26 protein-coding genes, 2 tRNA genes and 1 pseudogene are annotated in these 23,875 nt (G+C 63.1%); 12 read left to right on the top strand and 17 right to left on the bottom strand.

Annotation, left to right across the window (positions count from 1 at the left end):
- Window positions 1-276 precede the first annotated feature (276 nt).
- Window positions 277-1,503, bottom strand: a complete 1,227-nt coding sequence (locus tag AC0L2K_RS13225) for an anion transporter (protein WP_473531525.1) — start codon at window positions 1,501-1,503, stop codon at window positions 277-279.
- A 453-nt stretch (window positions 1,504-1,956) separates the two neighbouring features.
- Between AC0L2K_RS13225 and AC0L2K_RS13220 the strand changes: the two genes are divergently transcribed.
- Complete coding sequence (locus AC0L2K_RS13220) at window positions 1,957-3,258, top strand: Nramp family divalent metal transporter (RefSeq protein WP_473531544.1); 1,302 nt, start codon at window positions 1,957-1,959, stop codon at window positions 3,256-3,258.
- Between the two features lie 94 nt (window positions 3,259-3,352).
- Here AC0L2K_RS13220 and AC0L2K_RS13215 read toward each other — a convergent pair whose 3' ends face one another.
- The 3 genes from AC0L2K_RS13215 to AC0L2K_RS13205 all read right to left on the bottom strand — a co-directional run bounded on the left by AC0L2K_RS13215 (window position 3,353) and on the right by AC0L2K_RS13205 (window position 4,145).
- Window positions 3,353-3,562 (bottom strand): hypothetical protein, encoded by a 210-nt coding sequence (locus AC0L2K_RS13215; protein WP_023800632.1) that lies wholly within the window; start codon window positions 3,560-3,562, stop codon window positions 3,353-3,355.
- A 14-nt stretch (window positions 3,563-3,576) separates the two neighbouring features.
- Complete coding sequence (locus tag AC0L2K_RS13210) at window positions 3,577-3,777, bottom strand: hypothetical protein (protein WP_473531524.1); 201 nt, start codon at window positions 3,775-3,777, stop codon at window positions 3,577-3,579.
- A 68-nt stretch (window positions 3,778-3,845) separates the two neighbouring features.
- The gene (locus AC0L2K_RS13205; protein WP_023800634.1) at window positions 3,846-4,145 is read right to left on the bottom strand and encodes a DUF1236 domain-containing protein; all 300 of its coding nucleotides are present in this window, start codon (window positions 4,143-4,145) and stop codon (window positions 3,846-3,848) included.
- A 562-nt stretch (window positions 4,146-4,707) separates the two neighbouring features.
- Between AC0L2K_RS13205 and AC0L2K_RS13200 the strand changes: the two genes are divergently transcribed.
- On the top strand, window positions 4,708-5,130 hold the full coding sequence (locus tag AC0L2K_RS13200; RefSeq protein WP_027152614.1) for a YidB family protein: 423 nt from the start codon (window positions 4,708-4,710) through the stop codon (window positions 5,128-5,130).
- Between the two features lie 95 nt (window positions 5,131-5,225).
- Here AC0L2K_RS13200 and AC0L2K_RS13195 read toward each other — a convergent pair.
- From AC0L2K_RS13195 to AC0L2K_RS13180, 4 genes are all read right to left on the bottom strand, one after another.
- A tRNA-Arg gene (locus AC0L2K_RS13195) sits at window positions 5,226-5,302 on the bottom strand.
- 60 nt (window positions 5,303-5,362) lie between these two features.
- Window positions 5,363-5,668 carry an ETC complex I subunit gene (locus AC0L2K_RS13190; RefSeq protein ID WP_027152615.1) on the bottom strand — a complete coding sequence of 102 codons (306 nt, stop codon included), beginning with the start codon at window positions 5,666-5,668 and terminating at the stop codon, window positions 5,363-5,365.
- A 223-nt stretch (window positions 5,669-5,891) separates the two neighbouring features.
- Window positions 5,892-5,968: transfer RNA gene (locus AC0L2K_RS13185), tRNA-Pro, on the bottom strand.
- Between the two features lie 284 nt (window positions 5,969-6,252).
- Window positions 6,253-7,080 (bottom strand): alpha/beta fold hydrolase, encoded by an 828-nt coding sequence (locus AC0L2K_RS13180; protein WP_473531523.1) that lies wholly within the window; start codon window positions 7,078-7,080, stop codon window positions 6,253-6,255.
- A gap of 128 nt (window positions 7,081-7,208) precedes the next feature.
- Here AC0L2K_RS13180 and AC0L2K_RS13175 point away from each other — a divergent pair, with 128 nt between their 5' ends.
- Both AC0L2K_RS13175 and AC0L2K_RS13170 read left to right on the top strand, forming a co-directional pair.
- Complete coding sequence (locus tag AC0L2K_RS13175) at window positions 7,209-8,210, top strand: GlxA family transcriptional regulator (protein WP_473531522.1); 1,002 nt, start codon at window positions 7,209-7,211, stop codon at window positions 8,208-8,210.
- 63 nt (window positions 8,211-8,273) lie between these two features.
- The gene (locus tag AC0L2K_RS13170; RefSeq protein ID WP_473531545.1) at window positions 8,274-8,504 is read left to right on the top strand and encodes a hypothetical protein; all 231 of its coding nucleotides are present in this window, start codon (window positions 8,274-8,276) and stop codon (window positions 8,502-8,504) included.
- On the opposite strand, the pseudogene AC0L2K_RS13165 reads toward AC0L2K_RS13170, so the two are convergent.
- The 4 genes and pseudogenes from AC0L2K_RS13165 to AC0L2K_RS13150 all read right to left on the bottom strand — a co-directional run bounded on the left by AC0L2K_RS13165 (window position 8,453) and on the right by AC0L2K_RS13150 (window position 11,681).
- Window positions 8,453-8,733: pseudogene (locus AC0L2K_RS13165) on the bottom strand (type II toxin-antitoxin system Phd/YefM family antitoxin). The gene AC0L2K_RS13170 and the pseudogene AC0L2K_RS13165 sit on opposite strands and share 52 nt — an antisense overlap.
- A 506-nt stretch (window positions 8,734-9,239) precedes the next feature.
- Window positions 9,240-9,947 (bottom strand): DnaA regulatory inactivator HdaA, encoded by a 708-nt coding sequence (gene hdaA, locus AC0L2K_RS13160; protein ID WP_473531521.1) that lies wholly within the window; start codon window positions 9,945-9,947, stop codon window positions 9,240-9,242.
- A gap of 5 nt (window positions 9,948-9,952) precedes the next feature.
- The gene (locus AC0L2K_RS13155) at window positions 9,953-11,152 is read right to left on the bottom strand and encodes an AI-2E family transporter (protein WP_128169217.1); all 1,200 of its coding nucleotides are present in this window, start codon (window positions 11,150-11,152) and stop codon (window positions 9,953-9,955) included.
- The gene (locus tag AC0L2K_RS13150) at window positions 11,124-11,681 is read right to left on the bottom strand and encodes a CDP-alcohol phosphatidyltransferase family protein (RefSeq protein WP_023800643.1); all 558 of its coding nucleotides are present in this window, start codon (window positions 11,679-11,681) and stop codon (window positions 11,124-11,126) included. Before AC0L2K_RS13150 ends, AC0L2K_RS13155 begins: the two co-directional genes overlap by 29 nt.
- 257 nt (window positions 11,682-11,938) lie before the next feature.
- Here AC0L2K_RS13150 and purM point away from each other — a divergent pair, with 257 nt between their 5' ends.
- Genes purM through AC0L2K_RS13120 form a run of 6 tightly spaced genes read left to right on the top strand, consistent with a single transcriptional unit; the run spans window position 11,939 to window position 15,105 of the window.
- Complete coding sequence (gene purM, locus AC0L2K_RS13145) at window positions 11,939-13,003, top strand: phosphoribosylformylglycinamidine cyclo-ligase (RefSeq protein WP_023800644.1); 1,065 nt, start codon at window positions 11,939-11,941, stop codon at window positions 13,001-13,003.
- On the top strand, window positions 13,000-13,710 hold the full coding sequence (gene purN / locus AC0L2K_RS13140) for a phosphoribosylglycinamide formyltransferase (protein ID WP_023800645.1): 711 nt from the start codon (window positions 13,000-13,002) through the stop codon (window positions 13,708-13,710). Before purM ends, purN begins: the two co-directional genes overlap by 4 nt.
- Before the next feature lie 60 nt (window positions 13,711-13,770).
- Window positions 13,771-14,058 carry a type II toxin-antitoxin system ParD family antitoxin gene (locus tag AC0L2K_RS13135; protein ID WP_473531520.1) on the top strand — a complete coding sequence of 96 codons (288 nt, stop codon included), beginning with the start codon at window positions 13,771-13,773 and terminating at the stop codon, window positions 14,056-14,058.
- A gap of 8 nt (window positions 14,059-14,066) precedes the next feature.
- Window positions 14,067-14,231, top strand: a complete 165-nt coding sequence (locus AC0L2K_RS13130) for a type II toxin-antitoxin system RelE/ParE family toxin (protein ID WP_236371509.1) — start codon at window positions 14,067-14,069, stop codon at window positions 14,229-14,231.
- A gap of 17 nt (window positions 14,232-14,248) precedes the next feature.
- Window positions 14,249-14,593: a hypothetical protein gene (locus AC0L2K_RS13125; RefSeq protein WP_023800648.1), complete on the top strand. Its 345-nt coding sequence runs from the start codon at window positions 14,249-14,251 to the stop codon at window positions 14,591-14,593.
- Window positions 14,590-15,105, top strand: coding sequence for a SixA phosphatase family protein (locus AC0L2K_RS13120; RefSeq protein WP_473531519.1), 516 nt, complete (start codon window positions 14,590-14,592; stop codon window positions 15,103-15,105). Before AC0L2K_RS13125 ends, AC0L2K_RS13120 begins: the two co-directional genes overlap by 4 nt.
- Before the next feature lie 79 nt (window positions 15,106-15,184).
- Here AC0L2K_RS13120 and AC0L2K_RS13115 read toward each other — a convergent pair whose 3' ends face one another.
- The 5 genes from AC0L2K_RS13115 to AC0L2K_RS13095 all read right to left on the bottom strand — a co-directional run bounded on the left by AC0L2K_RS13115 (window position 15,185) and on the right by AC0L2K_RS13095 (window position 21,355).
- Complete coding sequence (locus AC0L2K_RS13115) at window positions 15,185-15,454, bottom strand: DUF680 domain-containing protein (RefSeq protein ID WP_473531518.1); 270 nt, start codon at window positions 15,452-15,454, stop codon at window positions 15,185-15,187.
- Window positions 15,455-15,812: 358 nt separating this feature from the next.
- Window positions 15,813-16,511: a DUF2270 domain-containing protein gene (locus AC0L2K_RS13110; protein ID WP_023800651.1), complete on the bottom strand. Its 699-nt coding sequence runs from the start codon at window positions 16,509-16,511 to the stop codon at window positions 15,813-15,815.
- A 56-nt stretch (window positions 16,512-16,567) separates the two neighbouring features.
- Window positions 16,568-18,676: a molybdopterin-containing oxidoreductase family protein gene (locus AC0L2K_RS13105; protein WP_473531517.1), complete on the bottom strand. Its 2,109-nt coding sequence runs from the start codon at window positions 18,674-18,676 to the stop codon at window positions 16,568-16,570.
- 217 nt (window positions 18,677-18,893) lie between these two features.
- Entirely contained in the window at window positions 18,894-20,771 is a 1,878-nt protein-coding gene (locus tag AC0L2K_RS13100; RefSeq protein ID WP_473531516.1) for an ABC-F family ATP-binding cassette domain-containing protein, read from the bottom strand.
- A gap of 398 nt (window positions 20,772-21,169) precedes the next feature.
- A complete protein-coding gene (locus tag AC0L2K_RS13095; protein ID WP_128169223.1) occupies window positions 21,170-21,355 on the bottom strand; it encodes a hypothetical protein in 186 nt (61 codons plus the stop codon).
- A 149-nt stretch (window positions 21,356-21,504) separates the two neighbouring features.
- On the opposite strand from AC0L2K_RS13095, the gene AC0L2K_RS13090 reads away from it, so the two are divergent.
- Both AC0L2K_RS13090 and AC0L2K_RS13085 read left to right on the top strand, forming a co-directional pair.
- Window positions 21,505-21,675: a hypothetical protein gene (locus tag AC0L2K_RS13090; RefSeq protein ID WP_419696630.1), complete on the top strand. Its 171-nt coding sequence runs from the start codon at window positions 21,505-21,507 to the stop codon at window positions 21,673-21,675.
- 94 nt (window positions 21,676-21,769) lie between these two features.
- Window positions 21,770-23,851 (top strand): ATP-dependent helicase, encoded by a 2,082-nt coding sequence (locus AC0L2K_RS13085; protein WP_473531515.1) that lies wholly within the window; start codon window positions 21,770-21,772, stop codon window positions 23,849-23,851.
- Window positions 23,852-23,875 lie beyond the last annotated feature (24 nt).

Below are 23,875 nucleotides of genomic sequence, written 5' to 3'. Positions count from 1 at the left end.
TTTTTTTTCCGGGGGGGGGTATTGGCCCCCCACTTTTTATTCTCCCCGCGCGGCTAAACCGGCCAAATCTGTGTTTGCCCGCGGCGGTTTTTCCCTTTTTTCCGCGGGGGGGGGGCCGCGCCCGAAACTCACCCGCAAAGCAGGACGGGAATGTTCTTTGTCGTGGCGCTCTGGCTGGCTTTGGCAGCTTTGCTGATCTGGGCGTTCTGGCCCACCCACGCCAAATAGTCCGATCAGGCTTGCACTTGAAATCGCCTTGCCTGCTGCGCCGGCGGCCTAAGACCCTAGCGCCAGCCACGCCGTCCCGGCAAGCAGCGTAACCAGAGTCAGCGGCAGCCCGACCTTGAAGAAGGCGGCGAACGACAGAGGCGTGCCGGAGACCCGCGCGTACTCGGCGACGATCAGATTGGCGACTGAACCGAGCAGCGTGAAATTGCCGGCCAGCGTCGAGCTCATGGCGACGACCAGCCAGGCGCGCTCGGGGTCTTCCAGGCCGGGTATGAACGGCCGCAGCGCCAGCACAGCCGGAACATTGCTCATGATGTTGGACAGCACCGCGGTGAAGCCGGACAGCCACCAGACGTCGTCCAGCCCGAGGCCTTTTGCCGAGGCTATGATGTCGGGCGTGAGCAGCGTCTTCTCGGCGCCGGCGACGACGATGAACAGGCCGGCGAACATGAACAGCAACGGCCCGTCGATCTCGCGGTAGATGCGCGCCGGCTTTATGGCATGGGTCACGAGAAGAATGGCCCCGCCGATGAGCGCCGCCTTGGCGACCGGAACGCCGGCAAAGAAGGCGATCGCCAGTCCGATGCAGACCACCACCGCCTTGAGTACCTGGCCGGGCAACATGCGGCCGCGATAGACTTCGGGGCTGAGTTCGGCCTTGCGCGCGAACTCGGCGCGATAGACGAAGCGCACGATGACGACGACGGCAACGAGGCCGAACAGCGCGACCGGCGCCAGGGCCGCCGAAAAGGCCGGATAGGAAATCCCCGACAGCGCGCCGATGACCATATTCTGCGGGTTGCCGGTGATGGTGGCGACACTGCCGCAATTCGACGCTGTGGCGGTGGCGATCAGATAGGGGACAGGGTTTCGGTTGATGACGCGGGTGACGTGGACGACGATCGGCGCCATGACCAGGCAGATCGCGTCGTTGACCAGAAACGCCGACAGCACCCCGGTCAGCAGCGTCACCATCACAAGCAGCATGAACGGCGCGTGCGCATGCTCGATGGCAATGGCGCCGAGCGCACGGAAGGCGCCCGAGACCTTCAGATGCGCCACGACGATCATCATGCCGAGCAGCAGCGTAATGGTGTCGAAACTGATGGCACGGTAGGCATCCTCCAGGCTGAGCGCGCCGATGGCGATCATCGCCGCACCGCCGAGCAGCGCGATGCCTGCCCGGTCGAGGCGCAAGCCGGGGAACCTGCCGACGGCGACGCCGGCATAGGTCAGGATCAGGATCAGCAGTGCCGCCGCGCCCATCAAAGTCATTCGTGGAAAAGCCCCGTTCAGATCCGCCCTGCCCCAGGCCCTAAGGGCAGCCGGCGCAAGCTGTGATTCCTGCCGCCATACTCACCCTAGCTCAATCCGATCGAGCAAGCCTTTTGGCAACATCAAACATTTATGTGACGCGCACGGCGTTGAACCATTGGACTGGCGCACCATCGGCCAACAGACAATCACACCGGCAGAATATCTCGTAAAACGCCGGGTAAGGGTTCCGTCAAAAGATGAAAGGCTTGGAAGATGCCCAAGCTCATTGAAATCGTGGGCTCTATCATGCCCTGAACACTCGGCTGACGCGGGGAACAAGCAGCCGATTGCGGAGTTGGAACGGCGGTAGAGGTTTGCCGGTATGATACCCACTCCCGTGCTGCAGTACATTTATAGGATAATTGCTCGCGACGTTTTTCTCGTGCTTGCGCGTGACGCTCTTTGCGCGGCGTGGCCGCAATGACGCAGCGCGATCGTAACGCCACTTCACCACGGGAAGACAAGAAGGACGGCATAGGGCGAGCACTTGGACTCGGCCTTATCACCGGCGCCGCCGACGACGATTGCTCGGCGATCGGCACCTATGCAAGTGCCGGCGCGCGCTTTGGCCCGGACCTGCTTTGGACCGCTCCTGTAACGCTGCCGATGATGTACACGGTCGTGTATCTCTCGTCGAAGCTTGGACAGGTTTCGGGCCGCGGCCTCTTTCATGCGATCAAGGACTCCTATCCCCGATGGCTGCTCTGGGCTGTCCTGGTGGGCGTGCTGATCGGCAACACGATCGAAGCAGCCGCCGATCTCGGCGGCATGGCTGCATCCATCAACATCTTCCTTCCTGTTCCGATTCCCCTCATTGTGGTTGTAGTCGCGGCCGCTATCTTTGCTCTCCAGCTTTGGGGCTCTTACACGCTCATACGCAACATCTTCCGCTGGCTCGCGCTGGCCCTGCTTGCCTATGTCGGCTCGGCCATCATGGCGAAGCCGGATGCGGCAGCCGTGCTGTGGGGAACCCTTGTTCCAAAAATCCAGTTCAGCCGCGAGTTCCTGTCCATTCTGGTGGCCATCATCGGCACCACCCTTTCAGCCTATCTCTACACCTGGCAGTCGAATGAGGAGGTGGAGGAAGAGATTGCCGAGGGGAGAACGACGCTGAGGAAGCGCAAGGGTGCCACCGACGGTGAACTGCGCCGCTCCCGCCGCGATATCCTGATCGGCATGATTTTTTCCAACCTCATCATGTACTTTATCATCCTGTCGACAGGGTCTACGCTCTATGAAGCCGGCGAGCACGACGTCGAGACCGCCGCTCAAGCAGCCGAAGCTCTCAAGCCGCTCGCTGGTGCAGCCGCTGGCGTACTGTTCGCGGCCGGTGTGATCGGGGTCGGGTTCCTTGCCGTTCCGGTCATGACGACAGGTGCGGCATACGATCTGGCGCAGGCGGTTGGATGGGAGCACAGCCTTCATGCCAAGCCGCGTGAGGCGCCAAAGTTCTATATCGCGATCGGCGCCTTCACGCTGATTGCTGTTGGCCTGAATTTCCTGGGTTTCAACCCAATGAAGGCGCTCGTCTGGTCCGGTATCGTGCAGGGCTTTTCCACGCCGCCACTGCTTCTTCTTATCATGCTGATGACGAACAACCGGCGGATCATGGGAGACAAGGTCAACAGCCGGACAACCAACGCCCTGGGATGGGCTACGACGATCGCAATCTTTTCCGCCTCTTTGGGGCTGGTGGCGACCTGGTTTATCTAGGTCACCATGACACTCGCGCTCGAGTCCGGCAATTCGAGCTCACTTTCAATGAAGGAGTTGGCAATGAAGGAGTTGGTCTGCACATCTGCCGCAGCTACCGCGCTCCCGGCGGCATGGCCAAGTGCGCGTGCTTCTGGAAGATCGCAATCTTGTCGGGATAGGTAATCCGGATCTCGCGTCCGCATCCCTCGCACTTGTAATGGGAAACGACCTGAAACCAGCGGCCGTTCTTGATGACGGTGAAGTTGCACTGCGGGCATTGGAAAGTCAGGCCAACAGAGAATAGGCTGGGAGACAGGGACATTGCAGCACTTCTTGTCAGTCCGGCGGATCGACGACGAAGGATGCGGCAATCAAATCGTCGGCATCGATTCTGCCCTTGCCGTCCTCCAGGACTGCTGCGACCTTTCGAAAGGTCTTCAGTTCGTTTTCGGTAATCCGGGCGCCGCGCATCCTCTCAACGAGGTCAGCCACGCGTATTCGCAGCGCCTTCGACGCTCCAATCTCACGGTTCGACATGGTGATCACATTCCTCGTCGCTCGACTTCCCGCCGCACCTTTCGGCACGGCCGGTCCAGTCGCTTAGCTCATTCGATGACTTTGATGATCTTGCGCGTGCCCGGGTCAACCACAACGGTCCGGTTGTCGACCACCACGTAACGGTATTTTGTGTCGGGGACTTCATGAAGTTCGACGGTTTCGGGCAAGGTTGAGCCGATATTGAGCTCCACTCCAGGGATTTTCACCGATGCCAGCGGCTGCTTTTTGACATATTCCCTGATGACGGTCTCCTGTTCAGGCTCGATGACTACGTCCTGAGCGGCAGCGGCGCCGATACCGGCCAGCAACAGAAACCCAGCGGCTGCAGTGGAAAGACGCATACTCATAAGTGCCTCCTTGATGTGAGCTCTATTGCGCTGAACGGCATCGTCTTCGCGCCAGGCTCACCAAACCTCAGGCAGCCGCAAACGTTCCTTGGTTGGGCTTCGGTCTGATTCGAGACGGGACCTAAGTCTCACCTGTTTTCGCGTAATAGCCCGGATACCCCGCCACCCGGAACTGCGGCTGCTCGTAGCAGTTGCTAGCTGTGAGCTCACGCAAGGAGCCGATGGAAAATAGCGTCCACCAAGCCCGCTGGTTACTCGCTGCGGTCTTCGCCGTCTCCATCACGTTCCTAGCGAACGGTCGTTAGCCAGGGAACCGGCCGGACTTTGACGATTGGACCAAGAATGAACCGAGATCTGCGCAGCTACGTCCCTTCCTGCGCTGATAAGGGACTACCCGCCATTCCGGGTGGTCCACAATCACGGCTGACCAAGTCCGCCCGCGCGAGGCCTGTCCGGAAGCCCCATCGCCCTTAACCGAACTGAAAACCAGCCCAGCAGCAAATAACCGTGGAACCTTTCAAAGCCGCATGCCTTGTCCGTGCTTCATGGAAGGAGGTGCGAAATGAGCCTTGATATAGGAAAAGTCGCCATAGCCTTGCTTGGCCTGCTTGCCTACAAGAACAGAGATAAGATCGGCGAGTTAATCGCCGGCAGGAACTCGACAGATGCCAAAAACGCTGGCTCCACCGGCGGGCTCGGCGACATCCTGGAGCGTCTCAAGAATGCGGGTGCGGGCGATCAAGTCGATTCTTGGGTTGGTACAGGATCGAATCGCCCCGTTCAGCGCGACCAAGTCGAGAAAGCGATCGACCCGCAAACGTTGAGCGATCTCGCCGAGCAAACCGGATTGTCCCGCGAGGAACTTCTCGACCGGCTCACAAGTGAACTGCCCGACGCAGTGGACAAGCTTACTCCTGACGGCCAGATGCCTGTGAGTAAAGGTCCAAATCTCCTCGACGAGGCACCTGGAGCTAGTCGCACTTAGCACCAGGCTGAAAAATGAAAGCCCGCGCCTCCGGGCGAGGACGCGGGCCGATCAGCGTATCGCCTATACTAGCCCAGAATGGACCCTGAAAATGCTGGCGATCCCGACAGGATTCGAACCTGTGACCATCGGCTTAGAAGGCCGGTGCTCTATCCAGCTGAGCTACGGGACCGCTGGCCGACGCCAAGGCCGGCTAATTTATGCGCTGGGACGGCTGCCCGGCATTTGCCGGTCAATGCGTCCAGGGCGTCCTGCGGTCATAGCGGAAATTCTCCGCATAGGAAATCTGGCGGCGCTTGGATTCCTTCGGCTCCTCGACGCGATAGGCCAGCCCCTCTTTCTCCGCATAGGCCACCGCCTCTTCCCTTGTGTCGAAGGTGAGCCTGATCTGGCTCCGCATGTCACCTGACGTGGTGTAGCCCATCAGCGGATCGATTTTCTTGCGCATCTCGGGATCGAATTCCAGCACCCAGTGGCCGGTCTTGGCCTTGCCGGACTGCATCGCGGTTTTGGCTGGGCTGAAAATGCGCGCGGACATGAACACCTCGTTGCTACCTGCAAGCGGCACCGCCGCTGTATTCCCGTCATTACTGCGCAATGCTGCCGGCGGCAAGGCCGAGCCTGCCGTACCCCCTTCACGGCGGGCCACCGAGGATGATGGCGCGAGGTGACGGCCGTGGACAGGACGACCGAGATCGCACCGGGCGTTATCTTCCCGGCGGGGTCGTTTTATCCGGGTTAACGGCAGCGTGGTGAATGGATGGTCGGAGTGGAGAGATTCGAACTCCCGACCCTCTGGTCCCAAACCAGATGCGCTACCAGGCTGCGCTACACTCCGAGTCCTTGGCGGCGTATAGGGTTCCGGACTTGGCTGCGCAACCCCTAAAAGATGAAAACGGAACAAACGGCAGGCCCGAGTCGAGAGCGGGGTGGGAAATGCCGGCCGGCGCAACGGTTTCGCGGCAGTGCCACCTGAGACACCCAGGTTGCTGTCCAGCGGCACGATGATCGGCCGTGCTGCCGGCGCAGCTGCGCCGGACAGCATCGGCGACGGGCGAAGCACCCAAGCGACCGACGAGCAGTCCGGATTTCCGAGCCTGCCCGCCTGAAGCTTGCGAAGCGTCAGCCCTGGATAAACGCCAGGAGATCCGGATTGATGATCTCCGGGTGGGTGGTGCACATGCCGTGCGGCAGGCCCTCGTAGACCTGGAGCGTGCCGTGCCTCACGAGCCCGGCTGCAAGCAGAGCGGAGTCGGCAATCGGCACGATCTGGTCGTCATCGCCGTGCATGATCAGGACAGGCACGTCGATCTTCTTCAGGTCCTCCGTGAAGTCGGTCTCGGAAAAAGCCTCGATGCAGTCGTAGTGGGCCTTGGCTCCGCCCATCATGCCCTGGCGCCACCAATTGTCGACGGCCCCTTGCGAAACCTTGGCGCCCTCGCGATTGAAGCCATAGAACGGGCCGGCCGGCACATCCCTGTAGAACTGGGCGCGGTTGGCGACCAAAGCGGCACGGAAGCCGTCGAAGACCTCGATCGGCAGGCCGCCGGGGTTGCTGTCGGTCTTGAGCATGATCGGCGGCACCGCGCCGATCAGCACCGCCTTGGCGACGCGTCCTTCGCCACCGTAGCGGGCCACGTAACGCGCCACCTCGCCGCCGCCGGTCGAATGGCCGATATGGACGGCGTTCTTGAGATCAAGATGCGCGACCAGAGCCGCGACGTCGGCGGCATAGGTGTCCATCTCGTTGCCGGTCGCGGTCTGTGTCGAGCGGCCGTGCCCGCGCCGGTCATGCGCGATGACGCGATAGCCCTTGTCGAGGAAGAACAGCATCTGGTTGTCCCAGTCGTCGGCGCTCAGAGGCCAGCCGTGATGGAACACGATTGGCTGGCCTGTGCCCCAATCCTTGTAGAAAATCTCGGTGCCGTCCTGGGTGGTGAATGTGCTCATCGTCGTGCTCCTTGCTGCAGTTGGCTGGATTGGTGGAGGGAAGGTTCGTTCCTTCTGTGGACAAGCTATTGCAACGGAGTCATGGTGAATATTGGCAAAACAGACATTGAACGTGGCAAAACTGACAGATGCGTGCGGGGCGTGATCGGGTCGAAATCGGGCTTGTTGTGTATCCCGGCGTTCAGCAAGCGGCAGTTCTCGGTCTGACCGACCTGTTCCAGCTGGCCAACCGGCTGGCTGCCGACCGTTCGCCGGACGCGCTGAGGCTTCGCGTCAGCCATTGGCAGTGGCAGGAAGCGAGACAAACCGTCATCCGCAGCTTCGACAGCGAGCCCGGCCCCGACAATGGACCTGCCATGGTCATCTTGCCTCCGACCCTGGGCGATCCGATCGCTCGCGAGGCGGCCGCGCCCTATGCCGACTGGCTCAGGGCCCGCCACGCTGCCGGCGCGACGCTCGGCTCGGTCTGCGCCGGCGCCTTCGTGCTTGCCGAGGCCGGTCTGCTGTCGGGTCGTGCGGCGACCACGCACTGGGCCTATCGCGACGCGCTGGCGATACGCTTTCCCGACATCGCACTGGATGCCGACAAGCTGGTCATCGACGACGCCGACATCATCACCGCCGGCGGCTATATGGCCTGGACCGACCTTGGCCTGAAACTCGTCGACAGGGTGCTTGGGCCGACCGTCATGATGGACACCGCCCGTTTCATGCTGGTCGACCCGCCGGGACGCGAGCAACGCTTCTACAGCCCCTTTGCTCCCAGGCTGAACCATGGCGACGAGGCCATCCTCAAGGTGCAGCACTGGCTCCAGGCGAGAGGCGCGCGCGACGTGACGCTTGCCACCATGGCGGAGCATGCGGCCTTGGAGGAGCGGACTTTTTTGCGCCGCTTTCGCAACGCCACCGGCCTCAAGCCGACCGAGTATTGCCAGCACCTGCGCGTCGGCAAGGCGCGTGAGATGCTGCAAGCGACGACCCGATCCATCGACCAGATCGCCTGGGATGTCGGCTATGACGATCCCGGCTCCTTCCGCAAAGTGTTCGCCAGGATAACCGGCCTGGCGCCGGGCGACTACCGCAGGCGCTTCGGCGCGGAACGAGCGGCCCTTCCCGGCGGCGGGAGCTGAGTTGTGACAGTTGGGTTGTGACGAGTTTCGACCGGACCGACTCGACCGGGCAGCAAAACAGGATTGCACCCGAAGCGCGCCGCATTTGAATGGATTCACGCGACGCGCTTTAGGTCCTTGCGCCGCGCCGCGACGATCAGCGCTTCCGAGTACCGTGCCGGCGGAAATCAGGATGTCGTCTTCGGCCTTGAGCGCCGCGATGCAGGCATCAGCTTTTCCGGTTCGTCAAGAACGATTCGCCATCAGCGCCGAGGTATCGACCACGACCATTCGGGCTGGCCATCATCGCCGTAGAGGATATCCTGGCTTCGCGCGGCGGATGGCCCGGCCTTCGCCCTCGCGGCGCCGGATGCCCGCATCCCCTCCAGCAATGCCCGGCGGCTTTTCCTGTCCGGCACTGCCTTGACCGGACCAAGCGCACGGCCGCATGACCATGACGGGTCAGGATGATTTCGTCACCTGCCTCGGCCCAACGCACCAATTCGGTCAGCTGTCCCTTGGCGTCTGTAACGGATACCTGCATCTGCCCTCCTCTATGGACCATCTCCTGGCCCATATTTGCAATGAGAATAGACCATTCAACGGTCCATCATAACGGCCAAGACGGCGCGGGACTGCTATTATCCATGGCGCGGTTGCCAGTTCCGAATACGCCACTGGCGACCCCTCGTTGAAGGCAAACTCGCCGGGAAGAGAACCCCAACCGCCCATCTCCCGGCGAGCCTACAACCTGATTTGATACGCATCAGGACCGGGGTTAGCCGGCAAGCTGGAAGATGCAAAGCAGATGCCAGTCAACGTTTCCCGAAATGGGACACCGGCCGGAGCTTCTTTCCTTCTCCCCTTGTGGGAGAAGGTGGCCGAGCGAAGCTCGGTCGGATGAGGGGTGTTCCAGCTTGGCGGACACCCTCGCCCAAATCGGGCGCACTGCGACAGGATCGCCAGCGCCTCATTTCTTCCAGCACCCCTCATCCGGCCGCTTCGCGTCCACCTTCTCCCACAAGGGGAGAAGGGAAGTTCTCCCACCGCCTAAATCTCGAACTCGCCCTGCCCCTCATCCATGGCGCTGACGGTTTCGGCGGCGAGCGCCCTCGTGATCGGCGTCTTGCGTTCCAGTGCCGTGCGGTCGAGCCGTTCGACCACGCGCATCGCGGTGGCCAGCGAGCGCTCGATGCGGCGCACCAGATATTGCACGACGTGCGGCTCGACTTCTACCTGGCGGTCGGCGAACAGTTTGGTGATGACACCGGCCAGCAAGAGATCGTCGGGCTCGTGGATCTCGACCATCGCCGCCGCCTTCAGCCGCGATGCGAGGTCGGGGAGCCTGACACCCCAGGCGGACGGAAAGCGCCGCGCGGTCAAGAGCAAGGTCGAGCCGGCCGCGCGCACCGCGTTGATCAGATGGAACAGCCCCTCTTCATCGACCGGACCGGCATCGACATCGTCGATCAGGGCCGGCCGCGCGCCGAGGCTCGCGATGCAGTCGCCGATCCGCCCGGCGTCGACCTTCACTGCGCCGGCGCGGGCGCGCCAGATCGACGCCAGGTGGGTTTTTCCACAGCCAGCCGGACCGGCGAGCACGACCACCGGCGACGGCCAGTCGGGCCAGTGATCGACCAGCGCCACCGCCTGGCTGTTGGTGCCGGAAACGACGAGTTCGTCGCGCGAATAGCCGGTGCCGTGGCCGAGATCGAGCGGCAACTGGCGCGGCGGGTCGATCTTGTTGTTGTCCGGCATCTGGCTCAACTGCGCGGCCCACCGCTCCCGCGGCGACGCGCCGGCAGCGGCGGCACAGGTTCGGTGTTGTGGCCCTTGTAGAGCGGCGACTCGAGATAGCGGGCGATGGCAAAGCGCACCAGAACGGCAACAGCGGCCGACGCCGGCACGGCGATCAGCAGGCCGACGAAGCCGAACAGCGCGCCGAAGGCAAACAGCGAAAACATCAGCCACACCGGATGCAGGCCGACGCTTTTTCCCACCAGCCTCGGCTGCAGGATGTTGCCCTCGATGAACTGGCCAACGAAGAACACGCCGGCCACCGCCGCGACCATGGTCCAGTCCGGCCAGAACTGAACGAAGGCAACGCCGACAGCCAGCACCAGCCCGGTCAGCGAGCCGACATAGGGAATAAAGGAGATCAGCCCGGCGAACAGCCCGATGAGGATGCCGAAATTCAGACCGGTCAGCGTCAGCCCGGTGGCGTACATGGCACCCAGTACCAGGCACAGCGTGCCCTGACCGCGCACAAAGCCGGCGGTGGCGGTGTTGATGTCGTTGGCGATCGCCCTGACGGTCTGGACATAATCGCGCGGCACCCAGCTGTCGACAATCGTCACCATGCGATCCCAGTCGAGCAGCATGTAGAAGGCGACGACGGGCGTGACGACGAACAGGCTGACCACCGAGACCAGCGCCACGCCGGAACTCCAGATCGAGGTGAACACCGTGGTCAGCAGGCCGAAGCCGGAGGTCAGCAGCGAGTTCAACCCTTCGCGCAGGCCATTGGCGTCGACGCCGAATTGCTCTTCCAGCCATCTCGGATCGAAGCTGGTGATCAGGCTCTGCAGCCGGGTCAGGTATTCCGGCAGCTTGCTAGCAAAATCGGCCATCTGCGAAGCCAGCACCGGAATGAGGATGACGAAGGCCAGCACCAGAACGACGATGAAGGCAAACAGGATGACAATCGTCGCCATCAGCCTGGACAGGCCGAGCCGCTGCAGCCGGTCGGCGACCGGGTCGAGAAAGTAGGCGAGCACCATGCCGGCGACGAACGGCAGCAGGATGCCGCTGAAGACATAGAGGAAGACCGCGAGGATGATGGCGCTGATCAGCCAGAAGCGGATTTGGCGCCGAAACACGCCGGACGCGGCCGCATCGGCAGCGGCAGCTTCGGCTGCCGCGTCGATGTTCTGGTCAGGTATCCGGTTTGGAGCCTTCGCCATAGCCGCTCATATGCCTCAGCCAAGCCACGAGATAGGCCGCGGCCGAAGCCACGGTCAAGACCCCGGACAGCAATATGAGCACCGGCCTGAGCGGATCGAGATCGATGGCGAGGGCCAGTTCGCCCAGCACCACCGCCGCCAGCCCGATCTGGACGGCGGTGTTGGCCTTCGACACGAACAGCGGCTTCATCTCGACCGGGTGGGCCATGACGGTGGACAAAACGACGGCGCAGACGATCAGCGCATCGCGCGACACCATGGTGACGACCAGCCACAGCGGCAATTCACCGATGAAACCCAGCACCACGAACACCGAGACCAGCAGCAATTTGTCGGCCATCGGATCGAGATAGGCGCCAAGCTGCGAAAACTGGTTGAAATGGCGGGCGATGAAGCCGTCGACGCCGTCGGAAATGCCGGCGATCAGGAAGCCGGCGAAAGCCCAGTCCCAGCGCCCCTGCAGCATGGCCAGCACCACGCCCGGCACCAGCACGAAACGCATGATCGTGATCATGTTGGGGATGGTCAAACGCATGTCCCGTCGCTTCTGTTTTGATGATACATGATAGAGATGAGAGGCTACGGCAAGTGAGAGCGACGCAGATGCTGCCAATCTCCGCTCGTGGGAGAGATTGGCTATCTTCAAGGCCTTCGCCATCGCCAATGTTGGAGATTTGCCTGAGGCCTCTGTCCACGATTTTGTGATGCCGAAAATGCCTGAGCCAGCCGTTATCCTTGCGAGGCGCAGCCGTTCATGCGAAGAGCCCCGGAAAGCAGGAAAGAGTGATGAGCAAGCGCAAGAACGGGCTCACCTATGCCGAGGCGGGTGTCGACATCGATGCCGGCAACCTCATGGTCGAGAAGATCAAGCCGCTGGTGCGCGCGACGCGCCGGCCGGGCGCCGATGGCGAGATCGGCGGCTTCGGCGGCCTGTTCGACCTCAAGGCCGCCGGCTTCACCGACCCGGTGCTGGTCGCCGCCAATGACGGCGTCGGCACCAAGCTGAAGATCGCCATCGATGCCGGCAAACACGACACGATCGGCATCGACCTCGTCGCCATGTGCGTCAACGACATCGTCGTGCAGGGCGCCGAGCCATTGTTCTTCCTCGACTATTTCGCCACGGGCAAGCTCGACCCCGACCAGGGTGCGGCGATCGTCGGCGGCATCGCCGAGGGCTGCCGGCAGGCCCGATGCGCGCTGATCGGCGGCGAGACGGCGGAAATGCCCGGCATGTATCACGGCAACGACTACGACCTCGCCGGCTTTGCCGTGGGCGCGGCCGAACGCGGCCAGTTGCTGCCGACCGACGACATCGTCGAGGGCGACGTGCTGTTGGGGCTGGCCTCGTCGGGCGTGCATTCAAACGGCTTTTCGCTGGTCCGCCGCATCGTCGCCACCAGCGGCCTTGCGTGGACCGATCCAGCGCCCTTCAACGATGAAGCCACGCTGGCCGAGGCGCTGCTCGAGCCGACCCGTATCTACGTCAAGTCGATCCTCAAGGCGATCCGTAACACGCATGGCATCAAGGCGCTGGCCCATATCACCGGCGGCGGTTTCCCGGAAAACATCCCGCGCGTCCTGCCGAAGGATTTTTCGGCCGAACTCGACCTCGACGCCATCGAAGTGCCGGCGGTGTTCTCATGGCTGGCCAAGACCGGCGGCGTGGCGCCGGAAGAGATGATGCGCACCTTCAACTGCGGCGTCGGCATGATCCTCGCCGTCGCCTCCGGCCAGGCGGCACAGGTCGCGGCCGTGCTGCAGGAGGCCGGCGAGACGGTGACGCCGATTGGCCGCATCGTGCCGCGCCGCGACGCCGGCGTGATCTATCGGGGCGCGATCGGCCTATGAGTGCGCGCAAACGCACCGTGGTGCTGATTTCGGGACGCGGCTCCAACATGACGGCGCTGATCGCCGCGGCCAGCAACCCGGACTATCCGGCCGAGATCGTCGGCGTCATTTCCGACCGGGCCAATGCCGCCGGTCTCGGCATCGCGGCGGCGCGCGGCATCGCCACCAAGGTGATTTCGCGGGCCGACTATACCAGCAAGGAAGCGCATGACGGGGCGATCGACGCCGCACTTGTCTCGTTCGGCGCCGAGATCGTGGCGCTGGCCGGTTATATGCGCATTCTCGGCGTGCGCTTCGTCGAGAAATGGCTGGGCCGGATGATCAACATCCACCCTGCCCTGCTGCCCGCCTTCAAGGGGCTGGATACGCATGCGCGCGCCTTGCGCGCCGGCATACGCATCCATGGCTGCACGGTGCATTTCGTGACGCTGGACATGGATGACGGCCCGATCATCGCCCAGGCTGCCGTGCCGGTGATGGTCGGCGACAATGAGGACATGCTCGCCGCGCGCGTGCTGAAGGCCGAGCACCGGCTTTATCCGCTGGCGCTCGGGCTGGTCGCCGAAGGCAAGGCGCGGATGGAAGGCGGCCGCACCGTGCTTGCCCACTTCGCCGACGATGCCGACAACAGCACCTCCGTGATCATGGCGCCCGATCCGCTGCGCGAGGAAACCGACCTCGAGCATCTGGCGCGCATCACTCCCTGAGAACCATCCTTGCCAACATGGTAGCAAATGTTGCTACCATGTTGGCAAGGAGACAGGTTGATGGCGACAGTCGAAAAGTTCAGCGTGGCGCTTTCGCCGGAACTGCTGGACATGGTCAAGGGCGCGGTGGCCAGCGGGCAATACGGTTCGGCAAGCGAAGTGATCCGCGAGGCGCTCCGCGAATGGCGTCTTCGCCAGCCCTTGCGCGAGGCGGAAGCGGAACGGCTGCGGAAAGCCTGGACGGAAGGGCTGGGGAGCGGCCCGTTCGCGCCTTTCGACATCGAGGACATCAAACTGAAGGCGCACAGCCGGTTCAGCGACGCCAGCAAAAAACAGCGGAATGGCTGACGTCCTCATTGTCCGCAGCCCGGCCCGGAATCCGGCGCCAAAAGCCCAACATCGGTGCCGAAGTGCGAGCATTGACGATCGGCAATTATCTCGTGCTTTATCGCCTGGCCGAACAGCGCGTCGAGATCGTGCGCGTGGTGCATGGCGCACGCGAAGTCTCAACGTTATTTTGACAGATGCAGACAGGCAAATGGATCTCTTCCACTGCGCTATGCGGGCAAAAGGTGATCTGGCGGGTGCCTTCGAGTATGATGAGGCGGACGATCCAACCAATGCCACGGCATACTTCTATCTGTATCGAATCGAGGACGGGCGAACAGGTTCTGTCATCGATGCAATTCACATTCGATCGGGCGATTGGGCCATTGCTGAAGCAGACATTTCGGTCAGGTGGGATAGGGATGAACGGCGCGTAGGTTTGTTCATCTTTGGTGCGCTTTGGGCGACCTTGATACCGCCATGGGCACAAAACATGGCGGCGGATATGGGAAAGACTTTCAGCCCGACATTCCTTGGTCTTAAATTGAACTCATGAAGCAACTCCTTGTTCTGCGTCACGCCAAGTCGAGCTGGGACGATCCAGACCTCATCGACTTCGACCGGCCGCTTTCAGGGCGCGGGCTGAAGGCCGCCCCGCTGGTCGGTCGCGAACTGGCCAGCCAGGGCTGGCTGCCCGATCTGGCGCTGGTATCGCCGGCGCTGCGCAGCCGCGACACATGGCGGCTGGTCTCGGCGGAACTGCCCGCGAAAACGCCGGCCAAATTCGTCCAGGCGCTCTACGAGGCCAGCGCGGCAGACGTTCTCGCCAAGGTCCGGCAGGCAAATGCGGCAACGAGCAGTCTCTTGGTGCTCGGCCATAATCCCGGCCTGGAGGAATTCGCGCGCCGACTTGCCGGCGCCGGGTCGGATGCCGCAGCACTCAAAAAGCTTGAAGAAAAATTCCCGACGGCAGCGCTCGCCCGCTTCGTTTTCGACGGTGACTGGGCGCGGCTGGCCCTCGGCGATGCGCGGCTGACACACTGCGTCTGGCCGAAGGATCTGCGCTAAACGAGGGCTGTGACTTGATATGCAAAAGCAAGAACGGCGGGCCAAGCCCGCCGCTCTTTGCGTTCCGCAGCTTGAGGATTTAGCGGCCCCAGTTGCCCCGGCCGGACTGAGGCACGACCGGTTCAGTCGTGCCGGGCTGGGTCGTCGCGTTGGTATTGACGGTATTGTGCTCCGCCGTAAACGGCTTGCGGATCGAGTCCGTGAACGTGTTGTCGATATTTCCAACAGCCGCATTGCCAACAGGCGCGGCCGGCTGATTGGCGCCGTCCGAACCATAGTGGTCGCTGCCGGCAAAGGCGCTGCCTGCGGCAATGAGGCTGGCGGCAGCGGTGAGAGCAATCTTGGTCATTTCAGGTACTCCAGTACTTTCATACTTTCAGTGTTGTTGTCCGTCTGGTGGCGTGCCTTGGGAGGATTTCGCGTCGCTCGGACCACCCCGAGGTGGGCTGGCCCTGCAGCAATTTCCAATCACAAAGATGATACGGCTACGCCCTGAACCGGGTGCTTGAAATCCGCCAAAAGGCTTCCTTCGCCACAATCTTTGACTTGCTTCTCAATGCGTTAGGCGAATATTTCTGCCGCGTGGCCCGGCCATTCGCTGAGCCGACGTTCACTTGGTCTTGCACAATGCGTCAACAAAAACGAACCGATCGGTTCGATTCCCTGCACAGCTGAAATCGCAGATCTACCGGTTTTGCGCTGCCGCCCTAGACGTGCACGTCGCCAAAGGAGAGCTCGCCGTCGTCGCTGGCGGTCAGGAACGCCGTGACCAGCAGGCCGGCATAGAAGGCGGCGACCAGCACGACGATGACCAGGCCGGGAATGGGCCCCAGAGCAGCGCCGGCAACCGCCTCGCGCACCGAACTGACGAAGTCGATGCGGACACCTTCGGTTAGAAGACTGGGGGTCGACAGTTTCAGGATCCAGGCCAACAGCAGGATCAGCAGCATGTGGATGTAGTTTCGACGCAGACGGCGCGCCAACGCCGCTCGTTGCGAAATGAGGAATTTTGGAGTGCGCAGACTTTCGCCGACGACCAACAGCCAATCTGACGCGAAGTCCGGCTGCGGCGAGAATATCTGCGCGAAATAGTGCCGTTCGAACTGGCGCACTCGGGCCCGGTAAACGTCGAAGAAGCGATATCGCCGCGCTTCTATCCACAGCAGCAACAGGACAAGCAGCATGGCAAAAAGCAGTACGCCGTGATGCGCGCTGGCCGTCGAAAGCGAGATGGACAACATTGCCGCGACGACCGTTATCGCCCAATTGCTCGTCCGGTCGAGGCGGTCGCGCCACCCCGTCATGCGCAGAATCTCGGCGCGATGAAAATGCGCCATCGTGGTCACGAGTTCGCCGGGCGAAAGCGTCCTTCCAACGGGGGCCGGCGCTGCCAACGCTTCTGCCATCACCATGTCTCCACCGCCACGCAAAAACGGCTGGTTGGGCATATCGTTCCGACGCTTCACTTTGCCGGGCGCAGCCACACCTTGTTGTCGTGGAACGCCGCACCGCCATAGGGCGCCGGCGCGTCGGCGCCGGTCAGGACGTTGATGCCCTCGCCGCGCTCGTGGGCGCTGTTGGGCCAGATGCCTTCGGCCACCACGACACCGCGCTTGACGCCGTCGAACAATCTTGCGTGCAGCACAACTTCGCCGCGCGCATTGCCGATCTCGACGCGGTCGCCATTGGCCAGCCCATAGGCTGCCGCATCGTCCGGATGCAAAAGCAGTTCCGGCCGGCCCTCCTTGGCCATCGACACCGGCGTCTCGGAAAAAGTCGAGTTGAGGAAATTGCGCGCCGGCGAGGTGGCCAGCCGGAACGGATGCGCAGCATCCGCCACCTCGATCAGATCGACGTGGTCGGGAAATTCCGGCAGGCTTGCCACCGGCCCGAACAGGCCCATGCATTTCGGCGGCCGGTTGGGCGCCGCCTGCCCGGTCCAGTCGGCGCGAAAGCGGAATTTTCCGTCCGCGTGGCCGAAGCCGTCGATAAAATGCGCCGGTTCGAAAGCCGGCTGCAAATCGAGCCACTTTTGTTCCTTGAGGCTCGAAAAACTGCCCAGCCCGCGCTTGCCCAAAATGATGTCGATATGCTGCTGCTCGGTCATGCCGAAGCCAGGCCTGTCGCCAACACCGAGCCTTTTGCCGAGTTCCTCGATGACGAAATGGTTGCTGCGCGGCCCTTCCGGCGGGTCGATCAACTTCGGCCCGAGCGTGATGTGCTGATTGCCGCCGCCCTTGTAGATATCGTCATGCTCTAGAAACATCGTCGCCGGCAGCACGACATCTCCGAGTTTTGCGGTGTCGGTCATGAACTGTTCGTGCACGCAGGAAAACAGGTCGTCGCGCAAAAAACCCTGCTTCACCAGCCGCTGCTCCGGCGCGACATTGACCGGATTGGTGTTCTGGATCAGCAGCGCCGTCACCGGCGGGCCGCCATAGAGCGCATCCTCAGCGCCGGTCAGCACCGGGCCGATGCGCGAATGGTCGAGATGGCGGATCGCCGGGTCGCGCATCCGCGTGCCTTCCAGCAGTTCCTGGTTCAGCTTGAAGATGCCCGAATTGGAATGGAAGGCGCCGCCGCCCTCATATTGCCAGCAGCCGGTGACCGCGGCGATCGAGGCGGCGGCATGCATGTTGACCGAGCCGTTGCGCTGCCGCGAAAAACCGTAGCCGAGGCGGAAATAGGTTTTCTTGGTCGTGCCGACGAGACGGGCGAAGGCCTCGATCTCATCGACGGAAAGCCCGGTGATATCAGCCGCCCATTGCGGCGTCCTCGTCTGAAGATGCGCTTCCAGACCGTGCGGATCGTCGGTGTATTTTGCCAAATAGGCGCGGTCGGCCATGCCGTCACGGAACAGCACATGCATCACCGCGCAGGCCAGCGCACCGTCGGTGCCGGGCTTCAGCACCAGGCCGAGATCGGCCTGCTTCATCGTCGCGTTCTCGTAGACGTCGATGACGACGATCTTGGCGCCGCGCTCCTTGCGCGCCTTGATCGCGTGGGTCATGACGTTGACCTGGGTGACCACGGCATTGGTGCCCCAGACCACTACGCAGTCGGACTTGGCCATCTCGCGCGGGTCGGGACCGCGCAGCGCGCCGGCCCCCATCATCCAGCCGGTCCAGGCCAGATTGGTGCAGATCGAACCGAAAAAGCCGGAGTATTTTTTCGCATGGCGCAACCGCTCGATGCCGTCGCGCTGCACCAGCCCCATCGTGCCGGCATAGTAATAGGGCCAGACCGTCTCCGAGCCATATCTTGCCTCGGCCGCGATGAATTTTTCGGCGACCAGGTCGAGTGCGGCCTCCCAGCTCGCGTCCTTCCAAAGGCCCTCACCCTTGGCGCCCGCCCGGATCAGCGGCTTCAGCAAGCGGTCGGGATGATGGACGCGGTCGGCATAACGGGCGACCTTGGCGCAGATGACGCCAGCCGTGTAGCTGTTTGCCTTGGCGCCATGGACGCGGCCGATGCGCTTGCTGTCGAGCAGCTCGACCTCGAGCGCGCAGGTCGACGGGCAATCATGCGGACAGGCCGAATGGCCGATCCTGAGCTTGGCGTGCTGATTCATGGGGCGAGATTAGCGGGTTCCGGACACGGCGTGTAGGGCCAGATCGCGCAAGCGCCTATCTCCCCCCTTGAGGGGGAGATGTCGCCGAAGCGACAGAGGGGGTCGCGGCGCGTGGAGCGCCGACATCTTTCGCGACGAAGTAAGACGCTGGCGATCTACGCGAGACGACCCCCTCTGCCCTGCCGGGCATCTCCCCCCTCAAGGGGGAGATCACGCGCTACTCCGCCGTGCCTTCCTCATACTCTGCCGACATCGACAGCCATTTTTCCTCATGGCCGGCCAGTGTCTGGGCCAGTTGCGAGCGCTCCTTGGCCAGCCGTGTCGCCGTCGACGGGTCCTTTTCGTAGACCGCCGGATTGGCGAGTTCGTCCTCGATCAAGTCGATGCGCTTGCGAATGCGGTCCATCAGCGCTTCGGTGGCGCGGATCTCCTTGGCCAGCGGCTCGAAGGCGGCGCGGCGCGCTGCCGCGTCACGGCGGCGGTCGGCCTTCGAGGCCTTTTCGGCCTCGCGATTGCCGCGGCGGTCGCCGGCCACGCCGGTGACCAGCGTCTTGTAATCATCGAGGTCCCCGTCAAAAGGATTGACCGTCCCGTCCTTGACCAGCCACAGCCGGTCGGCCGTTGACTCGAGCAGATGGCGGTCGTGCGAGATCAGGATGACGGCGCCGGGAAACTCGTTCAGCGCATGGATCAACGATTCACGGCTGTCGATATCGAGATGGTTGGTCGGTTCGTCGAGGATGAACAGGTTTGGCCCCTCGAACGCCGACAGGCCCATCAACAGCCGCGCCTTCTCGCCGCCCGACAGGTCCTTGGCGGCGGTGTTCATCTTTTCGGTGGTCAGTCCGAACTGGGCGACACGGCCGCGCACCTTCGATTCCGGTGCTTCCGGCATCAGCCGGCGGACATGCTCATAGGCGTTTTCACTCGGTCGGAGATCGTCGAGCTGATGCTGGGCAAAGATCGCCACCTTCAGGCCGGGCGCCACCGTCATGGTGCCGGTCTCCTGCTTCAGGCGGCCGGACAGCAATTTGGCGAAGGTCGACTTGCCGTTGCCGTTGGCGCCGAGCAGTGCGATACGGTCGTCGGCATCGATGCGCAGCGTCATCTTCTTCAGGATCGGCTCACCCTCGACATAGCCGACATTGACGTTGTTGAGCGCAATGATCGGCGAGGCCACCGTCTTCACCGGCTCGGGAAAGGAGAACGGCCGCACGTTGTCGTTCACAATCGCGGCGATCGGCTTCATCTTCTCCAGCGCCTTGATGCGCGACTGCGCCTGTCTCGCCTTGGAAGCCTTGGCGCGGAAGCGCTCGACGAAGGACTCCATGTGCTTGCGTGCGGCTTCCTGCTTGACCCTGCCCTTCTCCTGCAATTCGCGCTGCTCGGTGAATTGGCGCTCGAACTGGTCGTAGCCGCCGCGCCAGAAGGTCAGCTTCTTCTGGTCGAGATGGACGATCGAGTTGACGGCGCGGTTGAGCAGGTCGCGGTCGTGCGAGATCAGCAGCACTGTGTGCGGATATTTCGACACGTAGTTTTCCAGCCACAGCGTGCCTTCGAGGTCGAGATAGTTGGTCGGTTCGTCGAGCAGCAGCAGATCGGGCTCGGCAAACAGCACCGCCGCGAGTGCGACGCGCATGCGCCAGCCGCCGGAGAACGACGAGGCCGGCCGCCGCTGGGCGGCGTCGTCGAAGCCGAGGCCGGCGAGGATGGTGGCGGCACGAGACTCGGCCGAATGGGCGTCGATATCGGCCAGCCGCATGTGGATGTCGGCGATACGGTGCGGATCGGTCGCCGTCGTTTCCTCATCGAGCAATGCGGAGCGTTCGAGGTCGGCCTTGAGCACGATCTCGATCAGCGGCTCCTCGGTGCCGGGAGCCTCCTGCGCCACCTGGCCGATGCGCGTGTTCTTCGGCAGGCCGATCGAGCCGGTCTCGGAGGCGAGGTCGCCGGTGATCGCCTTGAACAAAGTGGTCTTGCCGGTGCCGTTGCGGCCGACAAGCCCTGCCTTGCTGCCGGCCGGCAAGGTCAGCGAGGCATGGTCAAGAAGCAGGCGTCCGGCCATGCGGAGCGAAAGGTCGTTGATGATCAGCATGGCCGCGCTTTTGCACGGGACGTCAGCGCTTCGCAAGACCTCGAGCACCGGTTGGCCGCATAAGGCATGAAAATGGCCGCCAGCGGCAGGTTGCCCGGTGCCGCGGGCGGAGAAAGAAGACGATTGATCCGATCGCCGGCCTCGCCGGATCAAAGGACCAGCTCCGGGCTGGGCCGGGAACCGGCTGCGATAGAGTGGCGCCTGGCGAGCACCGGCTTCTCAGCCGAAAACTGCGCATTTGTCAGTTAATTGCCGGTGCAAGGCGGTCGTCTTCGGCTATCGCGTCATGACGCAAAGGCAAGACTCAGCTATGTCTAGGTGTGCGGCGGACCTGATACCCGCCTGGCCGGCGTCATCGCTCCCCTCCCAAGCGGCGCCGGCCATCTTTCCTACAGCTTTCACTGCGCCGGCGGCGCGGCGGGTTGATCATCGCCTGGCGTTGAGTTGGGCGCAGGGTCGACCTGCGGGTTTTGATCGGCGCCGGGAGCCTTTGTCGGTGGAATGTTGTTGTCGCAGGCCGCGACAGCCAGCGCTGCGGCCAAGACGAGCCAGGTCGGGGCCAGCAAAGTTGAGAGCTTGTTCATCGCAACCTCCTGTCACCGGGCAAACGAGACGGTGCCGATTTGGTTGCACGCTCGGGCAAGAGCTTGGGACGTTTTGGAACCGGGGAACAAAACGAGAGAGGGGAACAAAACGCGGACTCCTCGGTTGGTCCACACCAATGGAGAAAATCATGATCCGTCTGATCATAGCCGGGGCCGCCGTCTATGTGGCCTACCGCATCGTCAGGGAAATCGTCGACGAAGTGCCCGACGACTTCGATCCGCTGTTGCTGCCGCCTCCCGATGACGACAAGTCGCTGCCGCGGCAGTCAGCGGCGATGGGCGTCGAGCCGCAGCGCTAGTTTCGGTTCGTCGGTGGGGCGCCAGTAGGATCGGAAGCATCGGACGCACGTACGAAAGCGTTGCGAACAAAGCAGAAACGATGCTTGATGGGCAATGAACCTCGCTGCCCATGATTCGACCTTCCTGCCTGCCTATCTCGCAAAGCTGAATGCCGAGCAGTGCGTTGCCGTCGAGCATGGTGACGGCAAGGTCGCCGGGCCACTGCTGGTGATCGCCGGGGCCGGCTCCGGCAAGACCAGCACGCTGGCGCATCGCGTCGCGCATCTGATCGTCAGGGGCGCCGACCCCAGGCGCATCCTTTTGATGACGTTTTCGCGTCGCGCCGCATCGGAATTGGCCAAGCGGGTCGAGCGCATCGCCGGCGAGGTGCTCGGCCGCGACGCTTCCATCATCACCGATGCGCTTACCTGGGCCGGCACGTTTCACGGCATCGGCGCCAGGCTGCTGCGCGACTACGCGCTGGAGATCGGCCTCGATCCGGCCTTCACCATCCACGACCGCGAGGATTCGGCCGACCTGATGAACCTCGCCCGGCACGAACTAGGCTTCTCGAAGACGGAAGGCCGTTTTCCGACCAAGGGCACGTGCCTGGCGATCTATTCGCGTGCCGTCAACGCGCAGGCGCCGCTCGGCGAAGTTTTGGGTTCGGTGTTTCCCTGGTGCGCGGGATGGGCAGAACAGCTTAAGGCGCTGTTCGCCCGATATGTCGAGGCCAAGCAGGCGCAGAACGTGCTCGATTACGACGACCTGCTGCTCTACTGGGCGCAGATGGCCGGCGAGCCGGAGATATCGGCGCATCTGGGTGGGCGTTTCGACCATGTGCTGGTCGACGAATACCAGGACACCAACCGGCTGCAGGCCTCGATCCTCGCGGCGCTCAAGCCGGACGGATCCGGGCTGACGGTGGTCGGCGACGATGCGCAGTCGATCTATTCGTTTCGCGCCGCCGAAGTGCGCAACATCCTCGACTTTCCAAAACAGTTCGCCCGGCCGGCCGAGATCGTCATGCTGGAGCGCAACTACCGCTCGACCGAGACCATCCTGGCCGCCGCCAATGCGGTGATCGGCGAGGCCTCGGAGCGCTTTACCAAGAACCTCTGGTCGGAGCGCAAATCGACCGAAAAACCGATGCTGGTCAGCGTCCGCGACGAGGCCGAGCAGGCGAGTTACGTCTGCCAGGCGATCCTGACCGAGCGCGAGGCCGGCACGGCGCTGAAGGCGCAGGCCGTGCTGTTTCGCGCTTCGCACCACAGCGGGCCGCTGGAGATCGAGCTGACGCGCCGCAACATCCCGTTCGTCAAGTTCGGCGGGCTGAAGTTCCTCGACGCCGCCCATGTCAAGGACGTGCTGGCGGTGCTGCGCTTCGCGGAGAACCCGCGCGACCGCGTCGCCGGTTTTCGCGTGCTGCAGCTTTTGCCCGGCATCGGCCCTTCGGCGGCTTCGCAGATCGTCGACACCATGGCGACGTCGCTCGACGAAGCGATGGGGCTGGCGCGCTACCGGCCGCCGCAACGCGCCGCCGACGACTGGCCGGGTTTCGTCGCGCTGTTCTCGCAGCTTCGCGCCGGGTCGGGAAAATGGCCTGTTGACCTCGAACAGGTCAGGCTCTGGTATGAGCCGCATCTCGACCGCATCCACGAGGACGCAACGACACGCCGGGCCGATATTCTGCAGCTCGAGCAGATCGCCTCGGGCTATGCCTCGCGCGAGCGTTTCCTCACCGAGCTGACCCTCGATCCGCCGGATGCAACCAGCGACGAGGCCGGGCCGCCGCATCGCGACGAGGACTATCTGATCCTGTCGACCATCCATTCGGCCAAGGGCCAGGAATGGAAGAACGTCTTCGTGCTCAACACCGTCGACGGCTGCATCCCGATCGATCTCGCCGTCGGCTCGAAGGAGGATATCGACGAGGAGCGCCGCCTGCTCTACGTGGCGATGACGCGGGCCAAGGACGGCCTGCACCTGGTCATGCCGCAGCGCTTTTTCGTCCACGGCCAGGCGGCGCGCGGCGATCGCCATGTTTACGCCTCGCGCACCCGCTTCATCCCGGCCTCGATCCTCGGCGCCTTCGAACAGACATCGTGGGCGAGCGTCCAGGCCACGGATGATCCGCGCCGCCAGCCGCAAGTGCGCGTCGACCTTGGCGCCCGCATGCGCGACATGTGGAAATAGGCCGCTCTTCGGCACGACGCTCAT

The organism is Mesorhizobium sp. WSM4817, assembly GCF_055811135.1.
Note: the sequence above shows the minus strand (reverse complement) of the source record. Positions and strands in the feature narration are given on the sequence as shown.